The sequence below is a fragment of the Pseudomonas sp. genome, from assembly GCF_046581935.1.
Classification (GTDB): domain Bacteria; phylum Pseudomonadota; class Gammaproteobacteria; order Pseudomonadales; family Pseudomonadaceae; genus Aquipseudomonas.
In genome coordinates this window covers 1-19,665 of the sequence record NZ_JAYGFK010000022.1, presented here as the reverse complement: position 1 = coordinate 19,665, position 19,665 = coordinate 1, and the positions used below count along the sequence as shown (strand labels likewise).

The following is a 19,665-nucleotide window of genomic DNA, read 5'->3' as shown; positions in this document are numbered from 1 at the left end:
CGGCTTTTATAAAATATGTTTATCAATTGATACCACATTTCGAATTCACAACTAAATCCAGACCCGGCAGGCTGTGGCCATCCTGACCGATTACTGGATCAACAATGACAACAACTGTTCATATCGGCTGTGGCGCAGGTTTTGCCAATGACCGTCCCGATGCCGCCCTGGCCCTAGCCCGCGACCTGGCTAGCCGCGACGGTCGACGCTTTTTGTTTTTCGAGCTGCTCGCCGAACGCACCCTGGCCGAAGCGCAGTTGCGCCGCCTGACAGACGCCGACAGCGGCTATGCCACGCGCCTGTTCGATTTTATCGAGCCAGTGCTGGAAACCTGCCTGGATGCCGGCATCCCGATCATCACCAATGGTGGCGCAGCGAACCCAAGCGCAGCCGCGCGACGTTTGCGCGGGCAATTGCACGGCAGCCGCCACGCCTCTGCGCGGATTGCCTGTGTACTGGGTGACGACTTGCTCGGTGCCGACGAAACCCTGCAGCGCTGGCTGCCGACCACGCTCGACGGTGAGGTGGTATCAGTCAACGTTTACACCGGCGCCGACGGCATCGTGCAGGCGCTCGATGAAGGTGCCGATATTGTCCTTTGTGGCCGTGTCGCCGATCCCTGCCTGGCAGTCGGCCCGCTGCGTCATGCCTTCGGTTGGCAAGCCGATGACTGGGACCGCATCGCCCTGGCCACGGTAGTTGGGCACTTACTTGAATGCTGCACCCAGGTCAGTGGCGGTTACTTCGCCCACCCGGGCCTGAAGGACGTACCGGACCTGGCCAATGTCGGCTGCCCAATCGCCAGTATCGAAGCCGATGGCCGCATCACCATTGGTAAGGCCGCGGGCACCGGTGGCTGCGTCACCGAGCAGACGGTCAAGGAACAGCTGTTGTACGAAGTGCATGACCCAGCGGCCTACCTGACCCCGGACGTAACCTTGGACCTGAGCCAGGCGCGAGTTCAGCAGGTCGGCGTCGATCTGGTACGCGTCGAGGGCGTGCGCGGCCATCCGCAACCAACGCACCTCAAGGCGCTGATTGGCTTACGCGGCCAATGGTTTGCCGAAGCCGAAATTTCCTATGCCGGGCCCGGCGCCCTGGCACGTGCCGCGCTGGCCCGCGAGATTCTTTTGCAGCGCTGCGCACGCATGGCTCCGCAACTGACGCCGTGGATCGACCTGATCGGCGTGGCCAGCCTGTTCAACGACGCCCACGGCCAATGGCTGGAGCAACGCTTGGCCCAGGCGGTAGACCCCCAAGATGTGCGCCTGCGCATCAGCTTTCTCGACCGCGACAAAACCCTGCTGGAAAGGCTGCTACTCGATGCCGAATCGCTCTACACCAATGGCCCGGCAGGCGGTGGCGGCGTACGCCGGCACCTGAGCGAGTCCTTGGCCACGGCGAGCTTTCTGATTGAACGCAGCGCCGTACAACAACATGTGGAGTGGTTCTAATGACGGATGTGTTGCTGTGCGATTACGCCCACGCCCGTGCGGGTGACAAGGGCAATACCCTAAGCGTCGCGGTGTTTGCCTACGCCCCGGAGCACTACAACTGGCTGGCCCAAATGCTGACCAGCGAACGCGTGGCCCAGTGCCTGGCGCATCGCCGCATCGGTGCCGTGCATCGCTATGAGCTGCCGAACCTGGGCGGCCTCAACTTTGTGGTGGAAAACGCCCTGGAAGGCGGGGTCAACGCCAGCCCCGGCATCGACCGCCACGGCAAGAGCCTCAGCTATGTCTTGCTCGACCTGAGGCTGCCAGCTCCCTCATAACGCCCCGCTTCGCCCCACGACTCCAACAATAATAAAACCGGAGAGATCGTCATGATCACCGCCCTTGGCTTCACCCTGATGTTCACCATCGTCACCCTGATTCTGATGCGCCGCATCAGCCCATTGGTGGCCTTCGTCACCCTGCCTGTAATCGCCTGCGCCATGGCTGGCTTCGCCCCTGGTGAAATTGGCAAATTCATCACCGAAGGCCTGAAATCGGTAGCACCAACCGCCACGCTGTTCATCTTCGCCATTCTCTACTTCGGCGTGATGCGCGAGCGTGGCCTGTTTGACCCGCTAGTTAACTTTCTACTCAAAAGCACCAAGGGTAAGCCGTTGTCGGTGGCCATCGTCACCGTGGCAGCTACTGCAGTCACGCACCTCGACGGTATTGGTGCGGCCACGTTTCTACTGGTGATCCCTGCCCTGCTACCGCTGTACCTGCGCCTGGGCATGAAGCGCGAGATGTTGCTGTGCCTGGTTGTGCTAAGCGCCGGGGTGATGAGCATGGTCCCCTGGGGCGGCACTACGGCGCGTGCCGCCGCCGTTACCGGCATCGAAGCCGCGCAACTGTGGATCGCCCTGATCCCGATCCAAGCCATCGGCTTGGCGTTAGTTTTGGCATTGGCCGTTTATCTCGGCCTGCAAGCCCAGCGCAGCGGCGTCAGCACTGGCCAAACCATCGAGAGCGACACCGCCGCCCCTAGCCCACAGGTCGACAGCTCGCAAATGCTTGCGCCGAGCACCTGGCGTTATTGGGCCAACCTGGCACTGACCCTGGCGATTCTGGCCTGCCTGTTTACGGGCGTGTTCCCTCTGTTCGCCTGCTTTATGGTCGGCCTGGGCATTGCCTTGCTGCTCAACTACCCGAGCTTGGAGGAACAGAACAAAGCGGTGCTGCGCCATGCCAGCGATGCCATGCAGATGGCACTGGTGATGCTCGCTGCGGGGGTTTTACTCGGCGTGCTGGCCGGTGCGGGAATGTCCAACGGCATGGCTCACTGGATGATCAATGTGCTGCCCGAAGGCTCTGCCAATTGGTTACACGTGATCATCGGTGCATTCGGCGTACCGCTGGGCATGCTCTTCTCGCCTGACGCCTATTACTTCGCCCTGCTGCCGGTAATCCGCGATGTTGCCGTGGCGGCAGGGGTCACCCAGGACGCCGTCGCCACTGCCATGCTGATCGGCGAAAACACTGGCTTTGGCATCAGCCCGGTGGTGCCCAGCGTTTACCTGGCAATCGGCCTGGCCGGCGTCGAGTTATACAAGCACATCCGCTACACCCTGCTCTGGGCCTGGGGGATTAGCCTGGTGATGCTGGCCTCGGCGGTGTTGCTCGGTGTAGTGACCGTCTAAATCGCCAAGCGCAATATAAGCTCGCCCACCTGCGGGGCTAAAAAGCAAAAAAGATCGCCGAGGCGATCCTTTTTGTTTAGCGGGTCTGGCTTACAGCGCCTGATCCCAGGGACGATCACCGTCCTTGTCTTTGATTCGAGTCGGCAGGCCCATTACATCGAGCAGCTTGAGGAACGGCTCGGCCGGCAGCTGTTCAACGTTGGCCATGCGCGCCACGTCCCAGTCACCACGGGCAACCAGCAGCGCAGCGGCTACCGGCGGCACACCTGCGGTGTAGGAAATGCCCTGGCTGTCGGTCTCGACATAGGCGTCTTTGTGGTCAGCGACGTTGTAGATAAACACCTCAGCCGGCTTGCCGTCCTTAGTGCCTTTGACCAGATCACCGATGCAGGTCTTGCCGCTGTAACCCGGCGCCAGCGAGGCTGGGTCCGGCAGCACGGCCTTGACCACTTTCAGCGGCACCACTTCCAGGCCTTCAGCGGTTTTTACCGGCTGTTCGGAGAGCAGGCCAAGATTTTTCAACACGGTAAACACATTGATGTAGTGCTCACCGAAGCTCATCCAGAAACGCACGTTGGGCACGTTCAGGTGCTTGGACAGGGAATGCACTTCGTCATGCCCGGTCAGGTAAAGATTCTGTTCACCGACTACCGGCAAGTCATCAGTACGTTTGACTTCAAACATTGTGTTGCTGGTCCACTGACTGTTCTGCCAGCTCCAGACTTGGCCGGTAAATTCACGGAAATTGATTTCCGGATCGAAATTGGTGGCGAAGTACTTGCCGTGCGAACCGGCGTTGACGTCGAGGATGTCGATCGACTCGATGCTGTCGAAGTACTGCTGCTGCGCCAGGGCAGCATAGGCATTGACCACGCCTGGGTCGAAGCCGACACCAAGGATGGCAGTCACGCCCTTCTCCTGGCATTCAGCCAGGTGCTTCCATTCATAGTTACCGTACCAAGGTGGCGTTTCGCAGACCTTGCCCGGTTCTTCGTGAATGGCGGTATCAAGGTAGGCGACACCTGTGTCTATGCAGGCGCGTAGCACCGACATATTAAGGAAGGCCGAACCCACGTTGATGACGATCTGCGATTCGGTTTCGCGGATCAGTGCTTTGGTTGCTTCAATATCCAGCGCATTGAGGGCATACGCCTGAATTTCGGCTGGCTGCTTCAAGCTGCCTTTGGCCTTTACGCTGTCGATGATGGCCTGGCATTTGGAGATGTTGCGCGACGCGATAGCAATCCGACCGAGTTCGTCGTTGTGCTGCGCGCACTTGTGGGCCACCACCTTGGCGACACCTCCTGCACCAATGATCAGAACATTCTTCTTCAATTTCTTTATCTCTCCTTTGTGCCGCCTACGAGAGGCTGGACAGGTAGTCGTTAAACTCAAACTCGCGAACCACTTCGACGCTGCCGTCGAGCTGCTTCACCACAATGGACGGCATTTTCAGGCCGTTGAACCAGTTTTTCTTGACCATGGTGTAACCCGCTGCGTCGATAAACGACAGACGATCGCCGATGGCCAGCGGACGATCGAATTGGTACTCACCGAAGATGTCACCCGCCAGGCACGACTTGCCGCACACCATGTAGCTGTACTCGCCGCTGCAGGGTTCCATCTTGGCGTTGAGCCGGTAGATCAGCAGATCGAGCATGTGCGCTTCGATGGAGCTGTCGACTACGGCCAAATTTTTGCCGTTATAGAGGGTGTCGAGCACCGTGACTTCCAGCGAGGAACTCATGGTGATTGCCGCTTCGCCCGGTTCCAGATAAACCTGCACGCCGAAGCGTTCGGAGAAGGCCTTGAGCCGCGCGCAGAATTGATCCAGCGGATAGTCGTCGCCGGTGAAGTGAATGCCGCCACCGAGGCTGACCCACTCAACCTGCTCAAGCAGATGACCGAAGCGCTCTTCGATGGTGCTGAGCATCTGGTCAAACAACTCAAAGCTGTTGTTCTCACAGTTGTTGTGGAACATAAAGCCGCTGATCTTATCCATCACCGTAGCGATCTTTTCCGGGTCCCATTCGCCAAGACGGCTAAAGGGTCGCGCCGGATCGGCCAGCAGATAATCAGAGCTGCTCACCTGCGGATTAACCCGCAGGCCGCGAGTGGTGCCTTCTGTGCCAGCGGCAAAGCGCTCAAGCTGGCCGATGGAGTTGAAGATGATTTTGTCGCAGTTGGCGACCATCTCTTCAATCTCGTCGTCGGCCCAGGCCACGCTGTAGGCATGGGTCTCGCCGGCAAACTTCTGGCGACCCAGCTTGAGTTCATACAGCGAGCTGGAGGTGGTGCCATCCATGTACTGCTGCATAAGGTCGAAGACCGACCAAGTGGCAAAGCACTTGAGCGCCAGCAGTGCCTTGGCTCCGGAGTGTTCGCGCACATAGGCGATCTTCTCCAGGTTACCCAGCAGCTTTTGCTTGTCGATGAGGTAGTACGGCGTCTTTATCATCTGCGTGTCTATGCCCTGAGTGCTATACAAGGTCGGCCGGCAGGCAATCAGCTGTGCTGACCCCTCCCCGAAAAGTGGAGGCGAATTGTGCCGACAACCGGCGCATATCGAAAGAGCAAGGGGGATATTTCGTCGGTTCAGTGACCACTGGTGAGGCTCCAACACATGGCAGCAGCTCACCAGCAGCCCAGCAAGGCCACCGACAGAATGGCGCAGAGGCGTTACAACGGCATGACGGTTAGTTGATCGGCGTCGCCGTCAGGTTGGCGCGGATGTCGGCGTTCTGCAGCTTGACCCCATACATAGAGGTGACTGCACCGCCGTCAGGATGTACATGTTGAATCCGGTCGATATTCACTTCTTTGAAGTGCACCCGACCACTTACCGCAAAGCCCAGCGGATCGGGACTGATCGCAGTGCAGCCAGATGCTGTTTTGGTGCACACCTTGGTGGGTGCCACATCCAGACTGAGGTCGGCGTTAAAGCCATAGGTGTTGGCATTGGGGTTATTCGGATCGCCATCAGAGGTGGAGAAGTTATCCACCACCAGTTGGCTGCCCGTACCATTTACGCCGTTTACCCGCTCGGTCTCGATGATGAGTTGGTTACGCTTCTCGTTGGTTGAAACAGTATGGGCCGGGTTGCCGCTTTCATCATGTACGAAGACATTCTTCAGCTTGACCGAAAGCCCTTCATTACCGCGATCCTCCCAGCGCCCACCATTGCTCGCACAAGCACCGGATGTGCTGCCACTGCCGCCCACGCACAGCGCACCGGCACCACCGGAGCTGAGCGCCAGTGTCGAACCCTGCTCATAACGCTTGAGCACCAGCCGGCCAATACTGCTACCGGTGAGCCGATCACCCCAGCGCACATCCGAAACATCCAGCTTCGACCAGTACGTGCCTTTACGCAGTTCAATACCGTTGTTGCTGATATCCAGCGAGCCATCGCGGTAGTGCATGTCATAGCTGCTGCCCGATAGCCACAGCCCCCTGCCGTTTTCATCCACGGTAATCGCCGCATTGGCCTCGCTGATGTAGAAGTCGGCGTTGTAACGCAGGCCGTCCCCCACTGCGCCACCGGGACGCAAGGTGATCTGGCCATTAAGGGTGAAGTCATAAGCCGGGAAGATTTCCATCAGCACTAACAACTCGGTGCCACCTTGCAGCGGCGCATCAGCCGTGCCAACGCGCAGACCGTCAAAACTGTAGCTGCCAACAACATTCTTCAGGCCCAGGCGAAGGCCATCAAAGTGACCGTTATAGCCACCACTGTTCATGTCGCTATTGGTTCCGGCATAGCAACCGTTGCTGACGCCGGCCGCGCAACTCTTGGTCAAGTCGAAACTGAACTGGCCAGTGCCGTGCGTACGCAAACCGCTGAACCACAGGCTATTGCCGTTATCGGTCAGGGCCAGCGAGCTGTCGACCATATTCCAACTAAGCTCGCCGCTGATGCCCTTCTGCCCGGAGTTGGGATCGCCACCCGGACGTAGTTTCAACCAGTTTTGCCACGAACCCTGATCGACGAAATTCAAATCTACGGCCAGAGCACCGAGTTTTTGATTGCTCGGGTTACCCATGATCAAACCACCCAGGGTGGCGTTGAACTTGAGGTCTTGAAAGGCCACCTTGGCGTAGCTGCCAAGAGAGTCATGCTCCAGGTCAAGGGTCAGGCCCGAATTACTGATCAGGCTGCCGGCAAAGTTTTCCGCGCGCAGCACACCTTCGTCCTGATACTGAAACAAGCTATTGGTGATGGTGATGTTGGGCTTGATCCGCAACCCCTCACCGCTGGCACCGCCACCGGCAATGCTGATACTGCCGCCCAAACGCAGGTCCATATTCAGCTTGCCAAAACTGCGCTGTGCATCAACATCACGCAAGTCGGGGCTGTCTGGGGTAACTGCCACGCCCGGTGTCGGGTCGCCATGGGCCAGATCAAGACCAATAGCGTCAATCGAGCCGACAAAGCGCGACGAGCCCAGATCCAGTTTGACCTCCTGGCCGTTACCACCACTGACGATGTCGATATAAGCGTTGTTCAGGTAGGTATCGAACGACAGGCCTTTGACGATCAGATCAAAGCCGTTATCGCGGTAATAAAAGGTCGCTGCACTCAGCGATAGCTGGCTGTCATCCACGCTAAAACCACTGACACCACTGGCCCCGCCGCCACTCAGTTTAAGGCTGGCACCCAAGGTGAAGAAGGCGCGAAACGAACCGAAGCTATTGCTGCTGCCAGCCAGTTCAATACTGTCGACGCTCAGCACCTGCGCGCGGCCGCTGTGCTCGATCTGTAGCTGATTGCCAACCACATCAAGCGTGGTGGTCGAGCTGCTGCCGGCCGTTTGTGGCGTGCTGCTGACGCCTTTCAGGCTGAGGGTCTGGTCATCCTGACGGTAATCGATGCTACCTGCCGACCAGCCGCCACCCGTGGTTTGCAAGCTAATGCCATCGCGCCCGCTAACCGCCGACAACGCCTGATCATCCAGCACCTGCATGGCTTGCCCCAGGGGACTCAGCAGCGCGAGCAACAACAGCATATGACGATGCATGGCTCAGCTCCTCAGTTCGTCGGAAAGACCAGTAAGTTGCCCTGCATACGGATCGATCCATCGATCTTTGCCGAGAATATATTGGTCTGCTGGTAAGACGGGTTGCCGCCATTCGCTGCACTCAACGACTTGTTCTGCCAGCCGCCCTGGTTGGCAACGCCAAAGGCAAAGCTGCCATCTTTGAACTTCACCTCATTGGGTAAACCGAACTCCAGAACGTCCTGATTAAAGGCCGTCCCGTCACCATTGAAGCCGCTGTTGATGGTGCGGGTACGCAGCGTCAGCCCTTCAAAGCTGAACACACCCTTGAGGTTGTCCAGCACATACCAACCGCCAGCAGCCTCGGCGCGAATCGCGATACGCATGCCACAGTTTTCTGGCGTACTGGCGCCCGCGGTGGCGCAACTGCGCTGGCCCGCCGTCCAGGTACTGGGGTTATTGCTGGCTGGTGTGTTCCACAGCACGCCGCCATCCTTGTTGATGCTGAGCTCGCCCGACAGATAAACCCCGCCCTGGCCGTTCAGCGTGCTTAACGTGGCATCGTCGAGCGCCTGCATCTCGGCATAGGCCGGCAAGGCCAGTAACGCACCGATGATCAATCCGGCTTTACAGATCATGGCTGGTCACCTTCAGGTAGTTGATGCTGAGCCCCTGAATGGCGTTATAGCCAAAGTTATAACCGCCACTGGCAAAGCTGCCGTTACCTGACTTGAGGTTATCGATCACGATATTGGTACGCGGGGCATTGGCATAGAAGTCGCTGGCAATCGTATTGCGCTCTGCCGCCGAGCGTGCACTGCCGTTGGCCGCGCGGGTTACCGGGTTAGGCAGCTCCAGGACAAACTGACCGTTGCTGCTGACATTGAACAGCAGCGGTTGGCTTTTGCCATAACCGAGGGAAATACTGGCGTAGGCATTCCCGAGCGTCAGAGTACGCGCGAGCTGTTCTTGCTCACTGCTGCAGTTGGCCGTCCCGGCCGCGCAGGACATCAATTGCAGACTCTTGGCAAAAATATTCACCCGCGCCTCGCCTACCAGTTGCCCCCGGGGATCATCACCCCATAGCCGCAGGTAACTGCCATCCATAACCAGCTCACTGATGTCGAGGTTGATGATGTCGGTACGCCCGGCAGCGACCTGGAAGTCGAAGCGAATACCCATGTCGACGCGCTCGGAGGCGCGGCTGGAGCAGTTACTCCCGGCAGCGGCATAACCGCTGATACAAGCCTGCCCAGCAGCACCGGTCAACCGCTCGGGAAATTTGAACTCCAGCACACTGACATTGCTCGGCGTGGTCTGCACCCACTGCCCATCATCACGCAGCGTGCGCAGGCTCTCGCCTTTGGCCAAATTGACTTCAAACGGATGCTCTAGCCGACCAATATTTACCGGATTAAGGTTCGCCCCTTTATTACTGCCAGCAGCCCCTAGATAAAACTCCTTCACGGCAATCGGCACGTTCTGCCCCGAACCGTTATTGATGTCATTGATGGTGATCACCGCACCGCTCGCATCCAGCAGGATCCCGTCCAAGACCAAACCCAACCCAGCACCCTGGACGGCAGACAGCTCCTGGTCATCCAACGCCTGCATCTCTGCCTGGGCCACGCCCGACAACAGCATCAACGCAACAACCGCATTTAGCGCTCGCATGATCAGCACCCCGAAGTGGCTGTGCCCAGACAGGTGTCCTGGCGCGGGATACCATTAAACGCCTGTTCGAAGTCGATATTGATCGGGGCCACCATGTTGCCGTTGGCATCACGGTACTTGGGCAAATTCATAAAGGCCCCTTTCAAGGTATTGATCAATGCATTGCTATCCATGTCACGCCAGGCAACATCCTGGGTTTGCATGGAAATAAAGAAGCCTTTGGCAGCCCCCTCAATGGCGGAGGTAGCAGCGGAATCATTGACCGCCATATTGCCCACGGGCAGCGACTGGAATTGCGACAACGAGAAACACGTCTGGATGCCGAGAAGGGCACAGCCATTAGACTTGATGATTGCCAGCGCCGCATCGGATATCCCCGGCAAGCAGCCACTGGTGCACTCTAGGCCGTCGCCATTTTTGATCCCCGACATACCGGCACGAATGGGGTCTGCGGTGCCGTCAGATGCCACCAACTGAGCATCCGCCTCCAGCACGCTGGTACGGTAAATACCGCCCAAAAACAGTGCTGTCCGCTGCAAACCATTGGCGCTGTTATACACCGCATCGGCAGTGCCCTTGATATGCACCGGGATATTGCCCGTCAGGCTCTGAATATCCCCGGACAGGGTGCCTTTGGCTTCACCAAAACCAATGCGCACCCCCACCACCTTATTGCCCGAATAAGCCAGCTCCAGATAAGGGTTGGCGACTTTGAACGGGTTAATAGTGTCGTCGGCGTTTACCGTACCCAATGCGAAATTATTGATCAGGATGTCAGAAGAACCCGACGCCTCGCCTGGGCGAGTCACCGAATCGTTGTATTGGCCAAGCTGCAACTTCTTCATATTCAACTGGGTGTCGACATTCACACCGAAATTGACTCGGGTGTAATCGATACCGGCGTTGCTATCAGTCGTCAGGTTGATAAAGGCCTGGCCGGTGACTTCCGACAACTCGGTATCCGCCAACTCGACCATCTTGGCATGAGCAGCAGTGCTGATTAATCCAGCGCAGAGCAAGGCAAGCGTAGTTCGGACAAAACCAAGAGGCGGACGCATGGCTGATTCCCTGTCGTTCTTATTTGAATGGCGGAGTACTGCGGACTCCACGCCTTGATTAGCACTATAAAAAAACAACCGCCTAAACGTGCCAACCCATAGTCGAGAAAAATCCGAAACCCTTCACTCGGTTAGGCGCGGGCTGCCGCCATACTGTTACCCAACGCCCCATCGGCGGTTACACCGGCCCAAGCAAGCCCTATAGACGATGACTGACACTCAGGTCTTGGCCGCGCCATGCAGTACAATCGGCGTTTTTTTGCGAACAGCTCGCAGAGCGGATGCCCCGATGATTGACCCCAAGCGCGTACTGCGCGCCCTTGCTGAACACTGGACGTTGCTTGAGCCGCTGTGCGAACGCTTCGATGCCGGCACCCTGAGCCTGGTAGAGCTGCGTAATCAGCTCACCGCGCAGTTGCCCGATGGCACGCCAACCGATGTCACCGCCCTGCTCGACCAATGGATCCGCCTGGATATCCTGGTGCCGGTGGCCAAAAGCCCCAACCGCTTCGAGCTAAACGCGCAGATCCACGACTTCCTCGCTTACCTGCGCCGCGAACATCGCCTGGGCCTGTGCCTGGAGATCGAAGCTTACTTGCGCCACCTGGAGCGCCTGGCCGGCTATATCAAGGACGCTTTCGAGGTACGCGACGCCGCCGATCTCGCGCGGCAGCTGCGTTTGCTCGATATGCGCGTGCGCGATGTCTTGAAGAAGCTGGCCAATGACGAGCAGGCGCTGGTCGCCGTGGCCGAACGCGCCAAGACCAGCGACCGGCAGATTCCCCTGCGTCAGCGTTATGCCGAAGTGCTGGCGACTTGGGATGAATACGTCGAACCGATGATCCAACTGGTCGCCGCTGACGGCGCCTTTGAACAAGGCGTGTACCGCGTCGAGCACGTGCTGTTGCGCCTGCTCGGCGAACAGCAGCGCCTCGGCCAACTGGTGGACGACGACCTGCTGCTGCGCACCCATGCGCGCATCCTGGAAATGCAGACCACCGCCCAGCTGACCCTGCGCCGCGCCCGCGAGCTGCTGTTGCCGCTGCGTGAAGAAGCCCGCCGGCATAACGCCGTGACCCGTGGCGCAGCCCTGGCTCTGGCGGCGATCCGCAAAAAGGGGCTGGACGCCGTGCCGCAGGCCTCGCTGCCGCTGTTCAGTCGTCCGCAAAGCACGTTTCTCGGCACCGCCTCGCAGGTCGAGGCCTATGTGTATGCCCTGGCCCGTTTCGAACCCAAACCGGCGCAGTTCCCTAAAGCGCACAGCAGCCGCAAGGGCGAAGCCCCGCGCGCACCGCGTACCGCACGCGAGATGATCGAGCGCTGCGAACAGGCCCTACCGTTGCCGGACCTGATGGTCTGGCTGCTGGAGCAGGAGCCCGAAGGCGCGACCGACGAATTGCTCTACTGGTTCTCGCGCTTATCGCGCGACGGCCGCTTCCAGCGCGAGCGCCTTGAGCGCCGCGACTACCTCACCCGCGAGCATCAGGTCAGCCTGAGCTCCTTTGCCCTGATCAAGCCGGCCGGGACTACCACCGTATGAATATCGACCTGAAAGAACTCACCCAGCTCGCGCCGATTTTCCGCGAGCTGTTCAAGGGCTACCACATCAGCCGTAGCAACCCGGAGCTGTATACCCAACTGGCCAGCCAGCAGGATCAGTACCGCAGCCTGTTCAAAGCCCTCGGCTATGAGCTGACCTGCGACAGCCGGGGTTTCTACTATTTCGTTCCCGAGCAAATGGGGGCACAGGTCAACAAGACCGCCCAGCGTCTGGCGCTGTTCACCTTCATTCTGGTGGAACACCTGGCCGACCAAGGCCGCGACCCGCTGGCCGTACTCGACGGCGGTAGCCTCGGCCGTGATGAACTGCCAGCCTTGCTCGACAAGTACCGCGACCTGTTCCTCCAGGCTGAAGTCACCAGCGTTGAGGAGCTGGAAGAAAAAATCATGCGCCGCCTGACCCAGCTCGGTTTTGCCAGCGAAGACAACGGCATCTACCGCTTCCTCGCGCCCATGCACCGCTTCCTTGATGTGTGCCTGAGTGTGCAGCAAGACCGCGCCATGGCCGAAGAACGTGACGCCCAGGAGACCCGCGCATGAGCCAGGAACGCTACGGCATCCGCCGCTTCGCCCTACTGAATACCGCCGGCTACAGCCTTGGTCTGTTCCCGCTGGAACACCCGTTATCGGTTTACGGTGCCAACAACCTGGGTAAATCCGCCTCGATCAACGCCCTGCAATTTCCGATTCTGGCGCGCATGTCGGACATGAGCTTCGGCAAATACAGCCTGGAGCAGTCGCGCAAGTTCTACTTCGCCAGCGACACCAGCTACATCCTTGTCGAAGTCGCCCTGCCCCACGGTCCGCACGTAATCGGTGTAGCCGGACGCGGCCCAGGTGGCGGTTTCGGTCACCAGTTCTTCGCCTATCAGGGCACGCTGGATCTAGAGCACTACCAGAAAAACGGCACCTGCCTACGCCAGCGCGAGCTATTCAATAACCTTGAGCGCGAAGGCATCAAGGCCTATGAGCTGAAACCCGAAGAACTACGCCGCCTTCTGGTCGGCGGGCATACCTCGATTCCGCTGGATCTGACCCTGATCCCTCTGCGCTCCACCAGCGAACAGAGCCTGAAGACCTTCCGCGCACTGTTTATCAACCTGCTGCATATGCGCGAGATCACCGCCGCCAAGCTCAAGCAGCTGTTCCTTGATGCGTTCGAGCACAGCTTGCGCTCGGGCAGCGTCGACTACATCGCCGCCACCGAAGAAGCCTTCCGCGATGTACGCCGCATGGAGCAGGACTACCAAGCGCTGGTCACTGCCGGCCCGCTGATCGAAGCCCTGGCTGCCGGCGTCAATCAACGCGAACTGCTGCGCGGCAAACTGCACCGCATCTCACCACTGCTCGACTCGCTGCTCGGCACCTGGCAGGACTACGCCGGAGCCCGCCGCGAAGAACTTGTAATCCAGGCCGAACACTACCGTGGCGAACAAGACGGCCTGCAGCAGGAACAACGTGGCGGCACCCAAGAGCTGATGCGCATGGAGCGCGAAATCAGCGAAATCCAACGCTGGCTTGGCGAGCTGTCGGTACTGAAGAACCGCTTCGCCCTGGTCAACGACGCCAAAGTGCTGGAAGAGCAGCTGTTGGTAGCCAAAGATGCCCACGACGAACTCGCCGGCGCCCTGGCGCAGTCGCGGCAGTTCTCCGCCGAAGATCTGGACGAGCGCCTGCGTGATCTGGAAAAACGCCTGAAATCGGTCAAGCAGCAGCTCGAACACGCCGACAACAACAGCTATTCACGCCTGCGTGAAGAATTCAGCCAACAGGACGTTGATCGCTTGATGCGCCTGTTCAATGGCCAGTTGTTCAGCCTGCCATTAGGCGAGAACGGTATTCAGGTTGCCGAAGGCGACGCCTGGGTGAAATCCCTAGAAGCCATTCTCGATGGTTTTAAAGGCGAGCACTTCGAAGTGCCGGGTCTGTCCATCGATCTGTCGCATATCGAGCCACCGGCCTTGCAAGCACTGGCCGACCGCGCCGCCCTACGCGACCAGAAAGATCGCCTCGACCGCGAATACAAACAGCTGAAAACCCAGCAGGCTGTCGCCGCCGACCGCGCCGCCAGCAAGGCCCAGGCCGAGCAGTTTTACCAAGCTGTGCTGGATGCGCAGAAAGCCCTGGAAGACTTCCGCAAAAGCCAGACCCTGGCCGTTGAAGAGCCGCAGAAGCTTGAGCAGCTGGCCCAGTTGGAAGCCGCCCAGGACGAACTCAAGCGCGCCTCGGATGCCTTTACCGAGCGCGTGCAGCAGCTCTCCGCCAAGCTGCAACTGGTCGGCCGCCAACTCGCCGACCTGGAAGCCAAGGAACGCACCCTGGAAGACGCCCTACGCCGCCGCCAACTGCTGCCGGCCGACCTGCCCTTCGGCACCCCCTTTACCGACCCAGTGGACGACAGCCTGGACAACTTGCTGCCGCTGCTCAATGACTACCAAGACGCCTGGCAAGGCCTGCAGCGTGTTGACGGGCAGATCGAGGCGCTGTACGCGCAAGTGCGCCTGAAAGGCGTGGCCAAGTTCGACAGCGAAGACGATGTCGAGCGCCGCCTGCATCTGCTGGTCAACGCCTACGCCCACCGCCAGGACGAAGCCATCACCTTGGCTAAAGCGCGCCGCGCCGCGGTTACCGACATCGCCCGTACCCTGCGCAACATCCGCAGCGACTACGACAACCTGGAACACCAGTTGGCGCTGTTCAACCGCGAGATCAACAAGCGCCAGGTTTCCAACCTGGAGAGCTTCCGCATCGTCCTCGCGCCGAACAAGGACGCGCTCAAGCATATCGACCAGATCATCCACAGCGCCGGTCAGTACGAAGAAGGCGAAACGCTCTCAGTATTCGACCTGCAGCAAAGCAGCGATCAGGACAGCAAGAACGAAGAAGCCAAGGAATACCTGGCCCGCCTGGTGGCCGCCAACCATAACCAACTCGGTTTGAAGGACCTGTTCGAACTGGCCTTCGAGATCACCAAGGTGCACGGCCAACCGGTTATTCACACCGACATCGATGGCGCGGCCTCCAACGGCACCACCATGACCATCAAGGCGCTGACCAACATGTACCTGTTGCTGCACCTGATGGACCGCGACCAGGCCGGCAAGGTGCGTTTGCCCTACTACCTGGACGAGGCAGCGGATATCGACGAGAAGAACCAGCAGGCGTTGATCGAAACCAGCCTGCAGTTGGGCTTCGTGCCGATCCTGGCGTCCGTTAAGCCGCAGGTCTCCGCCCACGTGGCCATCGACCTGGAAGGCGGCAGCGGACCAAATGGCATCTATATCGACGAAGCGGATTGGAAATATATTCAGCGCCGCGACAGCACCAAGAGCAAGGCTGAAACCACAACTGCAGCAACCGAGCCAGTCTAAGGCGTAGGGTGGGTTAGCGGCGCTATGCGCACTTAGGCAAACGACGAAGATCTTGCCGCGCCGCGTAACCCACCAAGAGGATGCCAAGCAGGACACCGCAAACCACAAGAGCCGCAATTGCGGCCCTTGTCGGTTATTTCTCTAGCGCAATCTTCGGCGCCCAGCGTAACCACTCTTCCTTCACCTCATCGTGCAAGGCAAAGGTCTGCCCTGGCTGCGCCGGGCCGCCCATCTGCGGGTTATCCGGTGAGGCAAAGGCGATCCCACCCTCCAGCAAAGCCTCCAGCGACTCGGTGCGCACTTTTACGCCGCTGAACAAGCCAGCATCCACACCAATGCCACTGGCATTCCAGAAGCGGCTACCGCTGCGGACCAGCGGCGCATAACGCGGCTCGATCAAAATATGGATCAGCACGCGGTCGGAGGTCGGCCCAAGTTCAAAATCAGTGACCTTGCCCACCGGCACCTCGCGGTAGCTGACAACCACACCGGGCTTGATCGAACCACGCCGTGCAGCACTCAATACCAGGCGCAAACCATTTTCACGGGCATTCTCTGTCGGCGGCGAATTCAGCGCGACAAACTTCACCTGTGCAGCGCCTGGCTTATTGGCCGGGCGCACCTCTAGGTACTGACCGCTGACCAGCGTCTCCAGATTGGCAGCACGGGTCAGGCTAACCTCAGGCTTGACCACCCAAAACTGCGTGCCTGCGCGCGCGATCTGCTGCGTTGCCTGGGTAACCCGGGCATAGAGGATCACCGCCTGCAGATCATCGGTCAGCTCAATGCGCTCAACCTTGCCAACATCGAGCCCCTTGTAGCGAATGGCCGTACCGGGGTTCAGGCCATCACCACGGGGAACTCGTATGGTCAGCGCTACGCCCTTTTCAAGAGCGCTTTCCTGACTGCTGTACAGGTTGAAACGCTGTACCCGCTTGTCGCTCTTTGCAGCTTGCGGATTAGGTGTTTCAAATGCGATACCGCCAGCCAAAAGGGTTTGTAACGACTCACTCTTAACCTCAACGCCCGACAGCCCACCTTTCAAGGTGATGCCACTGGCATTCCAGAATCGTGTGCTGGTGTTAACCAGATGGGCGTATTCAGGCTCGATGTGCACGCCAAACGCCACCTGCTTGTTATCCCGTGACAGCTGATAGCTTTGTACAGAACCGACTTTGAGCTGCTTAAACAATATCGGACTGCCTACCTCCAATGAGCCGCGGACATCGCTGTACAGCACCATGTGCAGACCTGGTGCGGCCAGATCAAGCGGCGGAGCCTTGGCCCTGGCAACAAATTCACGCAGCGGAGCGTTGCCCTTCTCGCCAGGCCGCATGGCGATATAGTTACCCTTGACCAAGGCTTCCAGACCCGTAATACCCGCTAGGGAAATCGACGGTTTGACCACCCAAAAATCCGCACCTTCGACCAGATAATCCTCAGTACGGGGGTCCAGCATCAGCTCGACCCGTGCACTGCTGAGATCATCGTCAATCTTGAAGGTTTTCATATGGCCAACCTGGATGCCCTTGTACATCACCGGCGTACGCCCAGGCTCCAGACCATCGAAATCGCGCAGGGTAAGGTTGACCCGGATACCCGCCTGAGCCGTATCGAAGTCCTCATATAAACGGAACGGCAGCGACGGGTCAGTCGGTGGACTGTCCTTGCGGTGCTCCGGCGTGGCGAACGCAATACCGCCCGCAAGGATGCTCGCCAACGACTCAGTACGTACTTTCACACCTGAAAGCCCGGCATCAATAGACACCCCACTGGCATTCCAGAATCGCGTGTGCTTGCGCACCAGAGAGGCAAACTCCGGCTGGATAAATACCTTGATCTCTACCTGATTTTGCTCTTCGAGCAGCGCATAACTTTTTACTCGGCCAACCTGAATCTGTTTGTAGAACACTGGACTATCACGATTAAGTGAACCAAGCCGTTCAGCCTTGAGCGTCAGGTGCAGGCCTGGCGCAGTATCAGACAATGGCGGCGGCTCATCGAGCGCGGCGAACTTGCGCGTAGACTCGCCGTCACCCGGGCTGACCGCAATATAGTTACCCGATACCAGAGTCTCCAGACCGGTAATCCCTGCGAGCGAAACGCTGGGTTTGACCAACCAGAAACGGGTGTTGCTCAACAAATGATCTTCAGCTCGCTTGTCCATTTCCAGAGTCGCGAGCACACCTCTCTGATCCCCACTATCGTCTAGCTCCAAGGCCTTGACCTTGCCCACAGACATGCCTTTGTAGATCACCTCGGTTTTGCCAGCCTGCAGGCCTTCGCCAGTGGCGAATAACACCTGAATTTCGACCCCTGCCTCACTGTAGGCCCGCCACCCCAGCCAGCCACCGATCAACAGAGCAATCAGCGGTAATACCCAAATAGCCGACCAGTTCGACGCAGGACGCGCCTTGGCCAACGGCAAATCATTCATGGTCGTCATCCGAGTTCGTGTTGTCCCATATCAAGCGGGGGTCAAAGGTTAAAGCGGCCAGCATGGTCAGCACCACCACGCTGGCAAAAGCCATGGCTCCATAACCCGGCTCAATACTGGCAAGGCTGCCGAAGTTAACCACCGCCACCAGTATCGCAATGACGAAGATGTCCAACATCGACCAACGCCCGATCCATTCGATAAAGCGGTACATCAATATCCGCTGGCGTGCCGACATCGGTTGATGCCGCTGCACCGAATACAATAATAAGGCGATACCAATCAGCTTGAAGGTCGGTACCAGAATACTGGCAATAAAGACCACCGCCGCGATAGGCAGCATGCCGTGGTTAACCAGTTCGATAACACCCGACATGATGGTGTCCGACTGCCCCTGCCCCAGAGAATTGACCGTCATGATCGACAGCAGATTGGCAGGGATATACAGCACAGCGGCTGTTAGTAGTAACGCCCAGGTACGCACCAGACTATTTGTCCGGCGCCCATGGATACGCCCGCCACAACGGCTACAAAACTGCTTTTCCACCTCACTCTGTAGGGGGTTGAGATGATGGCACTCATGGCAAACCAGCAGTCCGGCATCAATTGCACGCATGCTCATCCTCTCCCGACAGGGCCTCCCATATCTGATGAGGTGACATCGTTACCTCCAGCCAGACCTGAACCAGCAGCAGCGCAATAAAGCACATCAGTCCAAGACCAATGCTCAACTCAGCCAGATCGACCAGTTTCACAATCGCCACCAGGATGCCCATCAGATAAACCTCAAGCATGCCCCACTCGCGCATATGGTGATAAATGCGGTACAGCAGAAGGCCATAGCTGCGACCTATATCAAGCCGGATGCTCAACAGCACGGCGAACTGGCAAAGCAACTTGAGCAGCGGCACCGCCATGCTGCAAAGGAAAACCACCACAGCAACACTCTGCATGCCGCTGTTATAGAGGCCGAGCACGGCCGTCCAAACAGTATCTTCTGAGGCTTGCCCCAGCAGATTAAGCTGCATGATCGGTAGGAAATTGGCAGGAACGTACAACAGTAACGCTGCGATAACCAAGGCCATGCTGCGCCTAACAACCTGGGTACGGTGGGTGTACAACTCATAACCACAGCGCGGACATTCAACGCGCTCACCAGCGGAGGCTTGCGGCTTGCGGAGCAACAGATCACATTCGTGACAAGCAATCAGCTGCTTAAGCTCAAGCGCGGTGAATGTAGCAGAGGTTGCCGGATCGGCCATGTAGATAACTCTGATGGGAGTGTGCCCGGGCATCATAGCCACGTGCCGTTTAGTTGCCTATCAAGGCCAGCGCGCGAACTGTGGATTTTTACTGCACAAAGTAAAACCCCCGACCGTTTTCACGATCGGGGGTTTTGGTATAGGTGCTTGACGATGACCTACTCTCACATGGG

14 protein-coding genes and 1 pseudogene are annotated in these 19,665 nt (G+C 58.6%); 6 read left to right on the top strand and 9 right to left on the bottom strand.

The genetic code is table 11. The features are described 5' to 3' along the window. The first annotated feature begins 104 nt into the window (after positions 1-104). From VCA57_RS19630 to VCA57_RS19620, 3 genes are read left to right on the top strand one after another with little or no spacing between them, the layout of a single operon-like run. Positions 105-1,454: an acyclic terpene utilization AtuA family protein gene (locus VCA57_RS19630; protein ID WP_411186794.1), complete on the top strand. Its 1,350-nt coding sequence runs from the start codon at positions 105-107 to the stop codon at positions 1,452-1,454. Next, positions 1,454-1,774 carry a hypothetical protein gene (locus VCA57_RS19625; protein WP_411186792.1) on the top strand — a complete coding sequence of 107 codons (321 nt, stop codon included), beginning with the start codon at positions 1,454-1,456 and terminating at the stop codon, positions 1,772-1,774. Before VCA57_RS19630 ends, VCA57_RS19625 begins: the two co-directional genes overlap by 1 nt. A gap of 51 nt (positions 1,775-1,825) precedes the next feature. Further along, entirely contained in the window at positions 1,826-3,133 is a 1,308-nt protein-coding gene (locus tag VCA57_RS19620) for a CitMHS family transporter (RefSeq protein ID WP_411186790.1), read from the top strand. 90 nt (positions 3,134-3,223) lie between these two features. Here VCA57_RS19620 and VCA57_RS19615 read toward each other — a convergent pair whose 3' ends face one another. The 6 genes from VCA57_RS19615 to VCA57_RS19590 all read right to left on the bottom strand — a co-directional run bounded on the left by VCA57_RS19615 (position 3,224) and on the right by VCA57_RS19590 (position 10,862). Then, positions 3,224-4,468: a saccharopine dehydrogenase family protein gene (locus tag VCA57_RS19615; RefSeq protein WP_411186788.1), complete on the bottom strand. Its 1,245-nt coding sequence runs from the start codon at positions 4,466-4,468 to the stop codon at positions 3,224-3,226. A gap of 25 nt (positions 4,469-4,493) precedes the next feature. Beyond that, the gene (locus VCA57_RS19610) at positions 4,494-5,591 is read right to left on the bottom strand and encodes a carboxynorspermidine decarboxylase (RefSeq protein ID WP_411186786.1); all 1,098 of its coding nucleotides are present in this window, start codon (positions 5,589-5,591) and stop codon (positions 4,494-4,496) included. Between the two features lie 238 nt (positions 5,592-5,829). Next, on the bottom strand, positions 5,830-8,151 hold the full coding sequence (locus VCA57_RS19605) for a DUF6160 family protein (RefSeq protein WP_411186784.1): 2,322 nt from the start codon (positions 8,149-8,151) through the stop codon (positions 5,830-5,832). Positions 8,152-8,162: 11 nt separating this feature from the next. Beyond that, the gene (locus VCA57_RS19600; RefSeq protein ID WP_411186782.1) at positions 8,163-8,768 is read right to left on the bottom strand and encodes a DUF6160 family protein; all 606 of its coding nucleotides are present in this window, start codon (positions 8,766-8,768) and stop codon (positions 8,163-8,165) included. Beyond that, on the bottom strand, positions 8,758-9,804 hold the full coding sequence (locus VCA57_RS19595) for a hypothetical protein (RefSeq protein WP_411186780.1): 1,047 nt from the start codon (positions 9,802-9,804) through the stop codon (positions 8,758-8,760). Before VCA57_RS19595 ends, VCA57_RS19600 begins: the two co-directional genes overlap by 11 nt. Before the next feature lie 2 nt (positions 9,805-9,806). Further along, on the bottom strand, positions 9,807-10,862 hold the full coding sequence (locus VCA57_RS19590; protein WP_411186778.1) for a DUF6160 family protein: 1,056 nt from the start codon (positions 10,860-10,862) through the stop codon (positions 9,807-9,809). Between the two features lie 289 nt (positions 10,863-11,151). Between VCA57_RS19590 and mksB the strand changes: the two genes are divergently transcribed. The 3 genes and pseudogenes from mksB (at position 11,152) to mksF (ending at position 15,793) form a co-directional block, all read left to right on the top strand. Next, a complete protein-coding gene (mksB, locus tag VCA57_RS19585; RefSeq protein ID WP_411186776.1) occupies positions 11,152-12,402 on the top strand; it encodes an Mks condensin complex protein MksB in 1,251 nt (416 codons plus the stop codon). Continuing rightward, positions 12,399-12,929: pseudogene (locus VCA57_RS19580) on the top strand (condensin complex protein MksE); the annotation flags it as partial. The gene mksB and the pseudogene VCA57_RS19580, both read left to right, overlap by 4 nt. A 29-nt stretch (positions 12,930-12,958) precedes the next feature. Continuing rightward, positions 12,959-15,793 carry an Mks condensin complex protein MksF gene (mksF, locus tag VCA57_RS19575; protein ID WP_411186774.1) on the top strand — a complete coding sequence of 945 codons (2,835 nt, stop codon included), beginning with the start codon at positions 12,959-12,961 and terminating at the stop codon, positions 15,791-15,793. Positions 15,794-15,926: 133 nt separating this feature from the next. Here mksF and VCA57_RS19570 read toward each other — a convergent pair whose 3' ends face one another. Genes VCA57_RS19570 through VCA57_RS19560 form a run of 3 tightly spaced genes read right to left on the bottom strand, consistent with a single transcriptional unit; the run spans position 15,927 to position 19,492 of the window. Beyond that, positions 15,927-18,230, bottom strand: a complete 2,304-nt coding sequence (locus VCA57_RS19570; protein ID WP_411186772.1) for an MlaD family protein — start codon at positions 18,228-18,230, stop codon at positions 15,927-15,929. Beyond that, complete coding sequence (locus VCA57_RS19565) at positions 18,223-18,846, bottom strand: paraquat-inducible protein A (RefSeq protein WP_411186770.1); 624 nt, start codon at positions 18,844-18,846, stop codon at positions 18,223-18,225. The genes VCA57_RS19570 and VCA57_RS19565 overlap by 8 nt, the downstream gene beginning before the upstream one ends. Then, a complete protein-coding gene (locus VCA57_RS19560; RefSeq protein ID WP_411186768.1) occupies positions 18,833-19,492 on the bottom strand; it encodes a paraquat-inducible protein A in 660 nt (219 codons plus the stop codon). The genes VCA57_RS19565 and VCA57_RS19560 overlap by 14 nt, the downstream gene beginning before the upstream one ends. Between the last annotated feature and the right edge of the window lie 173 nt (positions 19,493-19,665).